The sequence below is a fragment of the Acidobacteriota bacterium genome (genome assembly GCA_016716905.1).
In the GTDB taxonomy this organism is placed as follows: Bacteria; Acidobacteriota; Vicinamibacteria; order Vicinamibacterales; family SCN-69-37; genus SYFT01.
In genome coordinates this window covers 1,501,898-1,514,160 of the sequence record JADJUS010000022.1, presented here as the reverse complement: position 1 = coordinate 1,514,160, position 12,263 = coordinate 1,501,898, and the positions used below count along the sequence as shown (strand labels likewise).

The following is a 12,263-nucleotide window of genomic DNA, read 5'->3' as shown; positions in this document are numbered from 1 at the left end:
TACGAGATATGCACCCCCGGTGTGTGTCGCCGGGCCTCGCTCCTCGCGCCGCTCTGCGGCTTTCTTCGTCTCACGAAGATCCACGAGGGCACCATCATGAAGAAACTGGGCAAGACCAAGACTCTGTTACTGGCGTTCGTCTGCGCGGCGGTGGCGTTGGCTCTGGGTAGCACCCCGCTCGCTCAAGGCGGCGGCGAACCTGAAACTCACGTAGGAGATCTCTTCGGTGACCTGTATCACGTCAAGCGCGACGTCACGACCGGCCAGCCCATCCTGCAGAAGCGATGGGTCGAACTGGAAGGCGACACGCTCGGGTGGGACTACTGCCCGATTCCAGTGGACATTACCGGATTGGAGATTCCGTTTGCGCCGTTGAGCTGCGATGTGGACCCGGGATCACTCAACAAGCTGATCGAACTTGACTACTTCGGTCGCCTTAGTGGGGCCCGGACGAAAGAACGCAACCAGCGGATGCACTTTGACGAGACCATCGCAAACCTCAAGAACGCGGATTTGGTGACTCTCGATCCGGCCGGCCGGCTGTATTTCGGCACCACCTGTGCGCCCGACGACACCTGCGCGTCCTGGAAGACGATCGATTCCCCGATGGAAAACCTGGCGTTGTACCGCCGCATCATGAAGTACGGGCACCTGCAGACCGACCCTCTCGAGGAAGACACCTCGCCAGGCGGGGATCCTGCCGAAGGCACCGTCTATCACCCCGCACTCGACCCGCTGGATTGGGCAAAATTCCGCGGCGCGGCGTTGAGTCTCCTTCCCGCAGTGTCACCATCGACATGTTTCAGCGGCACGGTCTTCGTGGCCGCGTGTGCCGCCCCGCAGGCGCTGACTCCTGACGATTTTTTCCTGTCGACCGCCTTCCTTGGTGGTGCCGCCGACAAACACGGCCAGATCACTGTTGATCTCATCCAGTACCTGAACCGCTTCCTCAAAATCACGGAAGCCACGCCCGAGTCGCTCGCAACGCTGAACACACTGCCTGCGCTGATTCGCGACGAAAACGGTGTGATCGCGCCTGCACCCACGGGCCTGCCGTGGCCCGCGAGCGAGCGCTTCATGGACTTCTCGGCCGCGCGGTATCTGCGCACCGACCGATTCTCGACGTCCGTTGATGTCATACAGCCGTCCGGCGGTGTCTTTGTGCCGACCACCGTCAACCTGCTGACCTGGCTCAACTTCATCAGTGAACCCAACACCACGACTTTGGATTCGCTGGCGGCTTTCCGCCTGTCTGCCCGAGATGCGTTGCGCGTGGTGGAGTTCATGCACGAGTACGAAATCCCGGCCGACCTGTGGGTCGGAATGGCGACCCAGACCATCGTCCAGCCCGCGAGCGCGCCATTCAGCAACACCGATCAGTACGTGATGATGACGGCGTCGATCACGAGTGGTGCAGTTGAACCGGTCAACAGCGGCACATTCACGTTCTCCGTGCGAACGTCATCCACAGTTGTGGGCGTGGATGTGACGGTTCCCGTGGTGAACAACGTGGCATCCGCCCTCTGGACGCTGCCCGGAGGCACGGCACCGCAGCTGCTGACGATTCTCGGCACCTTCACGCCGACCATCATCTACTCGTCCAGTTCGGGTAGCGCCGATCTGAACGTGACGGGAGCGCTGTCGCTCGCGCCGGCCGTGATCAACTTCAGCGGCGTCAATACCAGCGGTACGCTGAGCCCCATCACCGCACCGCAGGTCATTACCGTCACAGCCGACCCGCTCGTGGAGTGGACCGCTTCGGCAATCGAGCCATGGGTCCAGATCGCGAACCCGACAGGCACCGGCAGTGGCGCGTTCACCGTGGGGATCATCAACCCCGGCAACGTGCTGGCCGGCGTCACCACCGCCTCGGCGACCATCACCGCGACGGCAACCGGGCTTGGCGGGCCGCAGGGCACGGTGATCGTCAACCTCCTGCTGCAATCGGCCGGCTCGCTTGATCCCGCCTTCGGTCAGGTGGACACGCCTGCGCAGGGCGCCACAGGCGTCCAGGGTGCCATCGCGGTCACGGGCTGGGCACTCGACGACGTGGGCGTCGTGAACGTCAAGCTCTACCGCAACTGTTTCGCCTTCGACGACCCCGCCACTTGCGCGCCGGTCGTCGGCAGCAGCCTGGCGTACCTGGCTGACGCAGTCTTTGTGGCCGGAGCGCGGCCTGATGTGGAGGCGCTCTACGACACGCTGCCGTACGCCAATCGCGCGGGCTGGGGCCTGCAGATCCTCACCAACATGCTGCCCAATGTTCCGGCCAGCACGTTGATGGGCGGACAGGGGACCGTGGTGTTGTACGCGGTGGCCACCGATCAGGAGGGCAATCAGACCCTGCTCGGCCGCTCGATCGATGACAACACGCCGACCACCATCACGCTCGACAACGAAAACATCGCAAAGCCGTTCGGCGTGATTGATTCGCCGGCGCCAGGCGAGGTGGTCAGCGGGACGATCGCGCAGTTCGGCTGGGCGCTGACGCCTGCCGCCTCAACGATCGAAGATCCCACCGGCATCATGATTCCCCTCAATGGGCTCACCATGACGGTGCTCATCGACGGCCTGGCGGTGGGCAAGGTTGCCTACAACCAGTGCCGCGGCGATGTCGGGAACCCCGTGCCTGCCGGTGTCTACTGCAACGACGATGTCGCAAGCGCACTCGGCAACACTACGCCGCAGCCGTTACTGACGACCCGAACCAGCAATCCCACGAAATTCCGGAACCTCGATGCCGAGCGCGGGGCCATTGGCGCCTTCATGCTCGACACGACGACGCTGACGAACGGCCTGCATACCATCGCCTGGCTGGTGACTGACAGCGCTGACCGGACCGAAGGGATCGGCAGCCGGTTCTTTATCGTGAACAACGCCGACCTGCCACTGAACACGCTGCTGGCAGCGCCCGCCGAAGTGCGTGACGATGCGGCTCGGCTCACGAGCTTCGCTGTTGCGACCGCCGAGGTGACGGGCCGGACGGGCTTCGATCTGAACGCGCCGTTCGGCGAAGTGCCTGTTGACGCCTTCGGGTCCCGGCACGTGAAGGTGGCCGAACTGGGCCGTCTTGAACTGAGGCTCGGCGAGGCCGTCACTGGAGGCTTCCTGATGGTGAATGGCACGCTGCGCGACCTGCCTCCGGGAAGCAGCCTCGTTGAGGGCGTCTTCACGTGGATGCCTGGGCCCGGCTATGTGGGTCGTTACAACCTCGTGTTCCTGCGAGGTGGCGAACAGGCCCAGATCCCGGTGAGCGTGACCATCGGCCGGCAGGCCGAAGCGTGGAACAGCAGCCTGGTCCGCGTGCAGGTGGACGCGCCAACACCCGGCGCCCAGGTGCGGAACTCGTTCGCGGTCGCCGGCTATGCAATGGACCCGCGCGCCGAGATCGGCACCGGCATTGACGCGGTGCACGTCTGGGCGGTGCGCCGCGACGTGCCCGCAGCCGCGGCACGCTTCCTGGGCGAGGCCCGGCTGGGCGTCGCCAGGCCAGACGTGGCTCGTGCGGTCGCACCCCAGTTCCACGCCGCCGGGTTTGAGTTGACGGTGTCGGGCCTGGAGCCAGGGCGATATGACCTGATGGTCTTTGCCTGGAACCGGCGGACGGCGCGCTGGGAAGACGCGCGAGTGGTGCCGCTTGAGGTGGGGCGGGCGCCCGATCGTCAGTAATTCGCCCCACTCTGCGCTAGTATGTCCCCGCCGCAAAGCGTCTCGGCGCTTTGCGGCGGGTCAACATGCGTAAAGCACTTTTCCTGCTCGGAATCCTCGACGACTCGGACCTCGACTGGATGCTCAAGGTGGGCGCCAGGCGGGAAGTGCCGGCAGGCACCATCCTGATCCAGGAGGGTCGCGGCATCGCAGACATCTTCGTGATCGTCGACGGCCTCTTCGCCGTCAGGACCAGCCGCACCGGCTCCACCGACGTCGCCCGGCTCCGAAGCGGCGAAATCGTCGGAGAAATGTCCTTCGTGGACACGCGGCCGCCATCGGCATCAGTCGTCAGCCTCGAACCCTCGCTGGTGCTCGCCATTCCGCGCGCCACGCTCGAACAAAAACTCCGCGACGACATCGGGTTTGCCTCGCGCTTCTATCGGTCACTCGCGGTCTTTCTATCCGACCGTCTTCGCAGCACCGTCGGCCGCCTCGGGTACGGCGGCCCAGGGCCGGAAGCGCCCGACGACGCCGGGCCTTCGAATGAAGAAGAAATGGATCCGGCCACTCTCGACGCCCTGTCGATCGCCGGCGCCCGTTTCGATTTCCTTCAGCGCAAGCTGCGGAGCCTCTGAGGACACGCCGTGGCCACCCCTCCACCAACGGTTTTTCGCGCCAAGGCTCTCGAACGCCTCTCATCGCCCGACCGCCTCGACGAAACCATCCGCATCGTCAGCCCCAAAGACTGGCTGCCGCTGGTGGTGCTCGCGGCGCTCGTGATTCTGACGCTCGTGTGGGGATTCACCGGACGAATCCCCACCATCGTCAGTGGACGAGGCGTGCTGTTGAAGCCGCGAGGCGTCCTGGATGTGCAAACCCTCGGCGCAGGCCGGGTGGAGCAATTACAAGTGCGCGCCGGCGATCGCGTGAAGCAAGGTGACGTGCTGGGCCAAATCGATCAATTCGAACTGCGCCGTCGGCTTGACGAAGACCGCGCGCAGCTGGCCGAACTCGAGAGTCAGGACCGCGCACAGTCGCGGGTGCAGTCCGACCAGACGGTGCGGCAGCAGGCGCAGACGGGCCTCACTGGCGCCTACGTGCGATCGCAGAGCGACAACCTCCGCAAAACGCTGGCCGACGCGCAGGCGCTGGCGCCGCTTCTGGAACAGCGTCTCGCCAGCTTCCGGGCGCTGCGTGACAAGGGACTGATCGCCTCGCTCGCGCCCGAGCTGCTGGACGCGGAACGTGAGACGCTCGAAAACGCCAGTCGCATCACCGACGCGGCCGCGCGGCTCAAGGAGCTCGACATCCAGGTGGCACAGGCCGAGGCTTCGGAGATGAGCCTGTCGCGCGACAACCTTCAGGCAGGAGCGGCGCGTCGAGGGGAAATTCACCGCCTCAGGTCAACAATCGCGATTAACGAAGTCCAGATCGAGAAAAACAGCCAGATCGTGGCTGCACATTCCGGCCGCATCATCGAGCTGCTTTCCGACACCGGTCAGATCGTCTCTGCCGGCGCACGCGTGGCGCGGCTTGAGGTGGACGATGCGAGTACGGCCTTGGTGAATGTGGCGTATCTGGCTGTGGGTGATGGAAAGAAGGTCACGCCCGGGATGCGCGTACTGATTACGCCCGATACGGTGGAGCGCCAGCGCTACGGCGGCATCACGGGTGTCGTGCTGGCAGTCTCCGACCTGGCGGTGACCACTGAGGGCGCTCGCGCGGTGCTGGGCAATGCGGACCTGGCGCAGGCGCTGGTCGGTGGTACCACGCGCATTGAGGTGACGGCGTCACTTGACGCGGACTCGACCACGGCAAGCGGCTACAAGTGGTCGTCGTCTGCAGGCCCGGGATCGCCGGTGACGGCAGGCCTCACTGGTGAGATGCGGGTCATCGTGGAACAACGCGCGCCCATCACGTTCGTGCTTCCGTTCCTGCGGGAGCTCTCGGGAGTGCGGTGACGCCCTCCACCGCACACGGCCTGCGCCGTGGACGCGTGCGCACGCCCACGCTCCTGCAGATGGAGATGGTCGAGTGTGGCGCGGCCTGCCTGGGTATCGTCCTCGGCTTCTTTGAACGCATCGTGCCGCTGGCGGAGTTGCGTCGGGCCTGTGGCGTCTCGCGCGACGGCAGCAAGGCGTCGAGTGTGGTGCAGGCGGCGCGCACCTACGGGCTGGACGCCAAAGGCTTCAAGAAAGACCTCAAGGATCTCGGCTCCCTGCAATACCCGTACATCGTCTTCTGGAACTTCAATCACTTCGTGGTGGTGGAAGGTTTCATGAAGGGCCGTGTCTATCTGAACGATCCTGCGACGGGTCCGCGCACGATAAGCCTGGAAGAATTCGACGAAGGTTTTACGGGTGTGGTGCTTTCGATGACGCCGGGACCGACGTTTGAACCTGGTGGCCGGAAGCCGAGCGTCGCACTCGGGTTGTGGAATCGGCTGCAGTCTTCGATTGGCACCTTCGCGTTGTGCGGACTCACCGCGTTGTTGCTGGTGTTGCCGGGTCTGGCAGTGCCGGCGTTCATGCAGGTGTTTGTTGATCAGGTGCTGGTGCAACGGCTTGACGATTGGGTGCGGCCCATCATCATCGGTGTACTGCTGGCGGCTGTCCTTCGAACGGCGCTGACGGCGATACAGCAGCGCCTGCTACGCCGCCTGCAGCTGAAACTGGCGGTCACGATGGCCAGCCGGTTTGTGTGGCACCTGCTGCGGCTTCCGGCGGAGTTTTACGCGCAGCGCTTCAGCGGCGAGATCGCCGGGCGCATTTCGTTGAACGACCGCGTGGCCGATCAGTTGTCGGGTCCGCTCGCCTCAACGGCTGTGGATCTGATCATGCTGATCTTCTACGCCGTGGTGATGTGGCAGTTCGATGCTGTGCTCACGATGATCGCGGTGGTGCTTGCGCTGACCAACTTCGCGATTCTGCGCTATCTGTCGCGGCGGCGCATCGACGCCAATCGCCGGCTGGCACAAGAGGGAGGCGCGCTGGCGGGCGTCGGCGTGGCCGGTCTTCAGGCCATTCGGAACATCAAGGCCTCGGCGCTCGAATCTGAATTGTTCGGGCGGGTGGCCGGACACTACGCAAAGTACGTCAACTCGCAGCAGTCGCTTATTCAGGCCGGCCTGGTGCTGGGCCTGCTGCCACGTTTTGTCTCGTCGCTGATGTCGCTCCTGATTCTGGTGGTCGGCGGCCTGCGGGTGATGGATGGGCTGCTGACCATCGGCATGCTCGTGGCATTTCAGAGCCTCGTTGCGAGCTTCCTGGGACCGGTGAACAGCCTCCTGAGTCTGGGCAGCACACTTCAGGACCTGGAGGGCGACATCACGCGATTGGACGACGTGTTGCGGAACCCGCCGTCGCCATCCGTGGAAACCGATGCGGATTCAAATGCGCCGGTACGATTGCGAGGGGAAGTCGAGCTGCGCAATTTGCAGTTCGGGTACAACCCGCTGCAGCCGCCGCTCATCGACGGATTGTCCATGACGCTCAAGCCCGGCCAGCGCATCGCGTTTGTGGGCGGGAGCGGGTCTGGCAAGTCCACGGTGGCACGGCTCGTGGCCGGATTGTTCCAGCCGAGCGGTGGCGAGATCCTGTTTGACGGCAAGCCGCGCGCGTCCATTCCTGCGCCGGTGATGGCCAACTCGCTGGCGATGGTGGACCAGGAGATCCTGCTGTTCAAGGCGAGCGTGCGCGACAACCTCACGTTGTGGGACCCGACGGTGCCCGATGATCAGATCGTGCGCGCGTGCCGGGATGCCTCCATTCATGACGACCTGGTGGCGCTGCCCGACGGGTACGACAGCCTGCTCGCGGAGTCGGCGTCAAACCTCAGCGGCGGCCAGCGGCAGCGGCTGGAAATCGCGCGCGCGCTCACTGGAGATCCGTCGTTCCTGATCCTTGACGAGGCCACGAGCGCGCTGGACCCGGAGACCGAGCAGCGCATCGACGTGAACCTGCGGCGGCGTGGCTGTTCGTGCCTGATCATCGCGCACCGCCTGAGCACCATTCGTGACGCCGACGAGATCATCGTGCTCGACAAAGGCAAGATCGTGCAGCGCGGCACCCATGCGGGAATGATGGCGGCCGGAGGTGCGTACGCCACGCTTGTGCACGCTGGTGATGCCGGCATTGAGGCAGGGCATGCAGCGACTTGAGGGCAACACGCCGCTGGTGCTCGACGGACGTGAGGCCTGGGTGGTCACGTCCGGCACGCTGGCCGTCTTCCGCGTCATCGGACCGTCGGATGCCGGTCGGCGCCAGTATGCGTTCACGGTGGACACCGGTGGCGCCCTGCTCTGGCAGACAGGCGGAGCCGGCGCGCACCTGATCGCCGTCGCGATTGAGCCGGCCACGCTTGTGCCTTCGCCGATGGCCGAGGCCTTTGAGGCGATGGCCGGCGGCAATGCGGAGGCCGTCGCGCGAATGCGTGGCTGGGTATCGGCCCTCGGGCAGGAAGTACCCGCCGAAGCGCTGACAGATCGAGCGGCCATCGAACGGGCGCTGGTGAACGCGCAGGCGGAGTTCCTGAAGGCGTCCGCGGTGGCCGACGAGGAGCAGGAACGCGCCACGCGGATGCGGTTTGAAGAACGCCAGCGCATGAACGAGCGGATGGCGACTGAGACGCTCGCGGGGCTCAGCCAGATCGGCGCGCCAGAAGTGGCCGGGCCTGTGACCAGTTGGACCGATTCACCGCTGGTCTCGGTGCTCAAACAAATTGGCGCCGCCTGCGGCCTCGACATCCGGGTGCCGGCGTCAAACGGCGCGGAACCCCCGACGCTCGAGGCCATTCTCGATGCCTCAGGCGCACGCGCGCGTATCGTGATGCTCAAGGGCCAATGGTGGCGCGAGGATGGCGAGCCATACCTGGCCACCCGCGTCAGCACCGGTGAGCCGATTGGGTTGATCTCGTTTCGGCGGCCGTGGTTTCGTGGCGTCGCGTACCGCGCGTTGTTCGCCAACGCTCCTGCGCGTGATGTGGACGCGGAGTTGGCCGAAGACCTGGCGCCACAGGTACACGCACTTCATCCGCCGCTGACGGGCAACATGTCCGCGATGGCGGTCACACGATGGGCCCTGCGCGGCACGGGCCGTGAGTTTGTCACCGCCGTACTGGCGGGCATCGGTGTGGTGCTGCTCGGCATGGTTGGGCCACAGGCGATGAAGATCCTGTTTGAGTCGGCCATTCCGGACGCCGACCGGCGCACGCTCCTTGAACTTGGCGCTGCACTTGTCGCGGCCACCGCCGGTGCCCTGGTGTTCGACCTTGCGCGCGCCATGGCCTTGCTGCGCCTGTCGGTGGGCGCAGCCGCACGTCTGCAACTGGGCGTGTGGGATCGCCTGCTCGACCAGGGCCCGAAGTTCTTTCGCGCGTTCACGGCCGGCGACCTCGAGAGCCGCGTGACTGCTGTGACGCAGATTCGTAACACGTTGACGGTCACCACACTCGGCACGGTGATCAGCGCAGTGGCCTCAATACTCAACATCGGTCTGCTGTTTTCGTTCAGCCCGTCACTCACCGTGGCGGCGCTTCTCATTGCCGTGGTGACGCTCGTCATCAACATGTCGGCCAGCTTCATGATGCGGGGGGCGCTCCAGCAGCTTCACGAACGCGACGGCCACCTGCGTGGCCTCGTCATTCAGATCATCGGCGCCGTGCCAAAGTTGCGCACCGCCGGCGCCGAGGTGCGCGCCTTCGCGCAGTGGGGCCGTGCCTACGCGGGCAAGATGCAGACCATGCAGCGCCTGCGCATCCTGAACGATCATCAGCGACTGGCCGGCGTGGTGATGGCGCCGCTTTCAACCGCCATCCTGTTCTGGTTGGCCGGGGCCGACATGTTTGGCGACCGCCCCACGCTCTCGGTGGGCGCGTTTGTCGCCTTCAGCGCGGCGTTCGGCACGTTCCTGGCCGGCGTGACGACGCTGGGCGACAGCGCGCAGTTGCTGCTCGGTGTGTCGGCGCTGTGGGCGCGCCTCTCACCAATACTGGAGGCGGATCCGGAACTGCAGGGACAGAAGAATCCGCCCGGCCGCCTGACCGGCCGCATCCGCATGGACCACGTGACATTCCGCTATCGCGACGACGGGCCTATGACACTCGACAACGTGTCCATTGCCGCGGAGCCGGGCGAGTGCATTGCCCTTGTGGGGCCATCAGGCAGCGGCAAATCCACCATCGTCGGTCTGATGCTGCGGTTCGAGTTGCCGATCTCTGGCGGTGTGTATTTCGACGACCACGATCTCAAAGGCCTGGACATTCTCGCTGTGCGACAGCAACTGGGCGTGGTTTCACAGGAGAACAAGATTCTGGCCGGTTCGATCTTCGACAACATCGCGAGCGGATCGAAGGCCACGCACGACCAGGTGTGGGATGCGGCGCGCGCTGCCGGAATCGAAGACGAGATCCGACTGATGCCGATGGGCCTGCATACCTTTGTGTCTGAGGGCGGAACGAATCTCTCCGGCGGTCAACGGCAGCGCCTGCTGATTGCGCGCGTCCTGCTCCGCAAGCCGGCGATCATGATCCTGGACGAAGCCACCAGCGCGCTCGACAACCGATCGCAGGCCATCGTGACCAACAGCCTCAATCAGCTGAAGGTCACGCGCATCCTGATTGCCCACCGCATGAGCACCATCCGGCAGGCCGACCGCATCTACGTCATCGAGGCCGGTCGCGTCGTCCAGCACGGGTCATTTGAGGCCCTGATGCGCGAGGAAGGGCTCTTCGCCCGCCTGATGCAGCGCCAGGTGGCGTAAATTACCCGCCACCCTCGATGCCCGGCATCTTTGCGAGCGCGGCTCTCATCTCCGTCATGATCCCCTGCTCGTCGGGCGAGGCGGCAAGATTGGTCCGCTCATCCTCGTCGTCAAGCCGATAGAGCTCTTCGGCGCCTTCCACGTTGACGATGTAGCGATAGCCCTTGTGGACGACCGCGTAAAGTGGACCGTCGTGCACGGGGAAGCCCTCGGGCTGCGACCGCACGCCGTCAAGCGTTGAGAGCACCGGCTCGGCGGACGCCTCGTCCTCAATGATGTCGAACAGGCTGGGCCCGCGGAAGAGGCCGGGTGCCAGTCCAGGCACGACTTGGGAAAGGCTTGCGGCGATGGACCTCAGACTGACGGGTGTGGAGATGACCCGGCCTGCGTTGACGTGATTCGGGAACGAGACCACCAGCGGCACATGCACGGAGGCGCGATAGAGCGAATTGCCGTGCCGCATGACGCCGTGTTCGCCAAATTCTTCGCCGTGATCTGAAGTGACGATGACGAGAGTGTTTGCCAGCTTGCCGCGCTTCTCCAACTCGGCAAACAGCCCTCGGAGTTGCTCGTCCTGATAGGCGATCGCCGCCTCGTAGGTGCGAAGCGCCACATCCTTTTGTGCGTCGTTCCAGTCCATCCAGTCGAGTGGGGAAACGTCGTTCGGGCGCGGCGTGCGGGACACGCCGAACCGCTCCTCAAAAGCCGGCGGGGCCTCGTACGGATTATGGGCGTCGAAGTAGTTCAGGAACGCAAAAAACGGTCGCTCCTGTTGGTCGTCGAGCCACGAGAGAAACTCGGCCGAGACCTGCGGGCTTCGCTTGCGATCGGGGCTGCTGTGGTGGCCCAGCAACTCACGCAACCAGATGCTGCCGGTGATTTCGACGCCAATCTTGGAACCCCGCAGCACGCTCCATGCGGACATCGGATAGTCCTCAAAGTGCGTGAATCCCCTGGCAATGCCTGAGCTCACGCCCGCGTTGCCCATGTTCGCTGAAAAACCGCCAGTAGCGTATCCGGCGTCACTCAGGACCTTGGCCACCGTGGGTTTCTGGTCGTCCAGCGTGCGCTTCCAGCCCAGCGCCAGTTCAGACGGCCACAGGCCGGTCATGATGCTGGCGTGTGACGGCGTCGTCCAGGGCGCAGTCGAAAACGCGTGTTCGAAACGCACACCAGATTTCGCGAGTTCATCAAAAAATGGTGAGGTGCCTCGAGTGCTGCCGTACGAGCCGAGGCTCTTCGCGCGCACGGTGTCGAGCACGATCAGCAGGACGTTTGGCGCAGTGGCCGGCGGTGGTGGCACCCGGCCGGTCTTCCAGTCCTCGAACATCGGCATGGCCACCACAACGGTGATGAACGCGACCGCTGTTGCCAGCATTCCGCCGAACGCCAGTCGTCGGCCAAGCTGGAGCGACATCTTCGGTGCGCGCTGCGCGATGCGCATGGCCACTGCGGCCACGCCGCCCGCGCACACAGCTGCAGCAACCGGGTGAATGCCGTTGAGATTGAGCAGGAGCCCGGTCGAGGGCAGCCACACCGCCGCGGCGACGAAGTTGGGGAGGCGCCGCAACGCCGGTGCCACAGTGCCTGCCATCCAAAGCAGGGCACCCCACACCAGAACCAGAAAGGTGGTGCCGACTGGACCCGTCCACGCCAGATTCACACCTTGCGGGACGAAGTGGCCCAATCGTATGGTGGCCAGGCCCAGGCCCACGGATGTGAGGACACCAGCGGCAGTGCCAATAGCCAGCAGAATCCACAGCGCGTCTGACCCTTTCAGCGCGCCAATCGATGCCTCGCGCGCCCCCAGGTTGCCTCCACGATCACTCATTCCACAATCCCCTGCCGGAGGCT

At 64.8% G+C, this 12,263-nt stretch carries 6 protein-coding genes; 5 read left to right on the top strand and 1 reads right to left on the bottom strand.

Going from position 1 to position 12,263, the window contains the following annotated elements; translation table 11 throughout:
- Window positions 1-21: 21 nt before the first annotated feature.
- From IPL75_22640 to IPL75_22620, 5 genes are all read left to right on the top strand, one after another.
- A complete protein-coding gene (locus tag IPL75_22640; GenBank protein ID MBK9242993.1) occupies window positions 22-3,669 on the top strand; it encodes a BACON domain-containing protein in 3,648 nt (1,215 codons plus the stop codon).
- A gap of 65 nt (window positions 3,670-3,734) precedes the next feature.
- Window positions 3,735-4,286, top strand: coding sequence for a cyclic nucleotide-binding domain-containing protein (locus tag IPL75_22635; GenBank protein MBK9242992.1), 552 nt, complete (start codon window positions 3,735-3,737; stop codon window positions 4,284-4,286).
- 9 nt (window positions 4,287-4,295) lie between these two features.
- Window positions 4,296-5,612, top strand: coding sequence for an NHLP bacteriocin system secretion protein (locus tag IPL75_22630; protein MBK9242991.1), 1,317 nt, complete (start codon window positions 4,296-4,298; stop codon window positions 5,610-5,612).
- Between the two features lie 59 nt (window positions 5,613-5,671).
- Entirely contained in the window at window positions 5,672-7,810 is a 2,139-nt protein-coding gene (locus IPL75_22625) for an NHLP family bacteriocin export ABC transporter peptidase/permease/ATPase subunit (protein ID MBK9242990.1), read from the top strand.
- Window positions 7,746-10,409, top strand: a complete 2,664-nt coding sequence (locus IPL75_22620) for an NHLP bacteriocin export ABC transporter permease/ATPase subunit (GenBank protein ID MBK9242989.1) — start codon at window positions 7,746-7,748, stop codon at window positions 10,407-10,409. Before IPL75_22625 ends, IPL75_22620 begins: the two co-directional genes overlap by 65 nt.
- A gap of 1 nt (window position 10,410) precedes the next feature.
- Here IPL75_22620 and IPL75_22615 read toward each other — a convergent pair whose 3' ends face one another.
- Window positions 10,411-12,240, bottom strand: coding sequence for a sulfatase (locus IPL75_22615; GenBank protein ID MBK9242988.1), 1,830 nt, complete (start codon window positions 12,238-12,240; stop codon window positions 10,411-10,413).
- Window positions 12,241-12,263: the final 23 nt, after the last annotated feature.

What these genes read in the sequence shown, in the direction of transcription:
- IPL75_22635 (MBK9242992.1), top strand. Translation starts at nt 3,735, where the DNA reads ATGCGTAAAGCACTTTTCCTGCTCGGAATCCTCGACGACTCGGACCTC.
- IPL75_22625 (MBK9242990.1), top strand. Translation starts at nt 5,672, where the DNA reads ATGGAGATGGTCGAGTGTGGCGCGGCCTGCCTGGGTATCGTCCTCGGC.
- IPL75_22615 (MBK9242988.1), bottom strand. Translation starts at nt 12,240, where the DNA reads ATGAGTGATCGTGGAGGCAACCTGGGGGCGCGCGAGGCATCGATTGGC.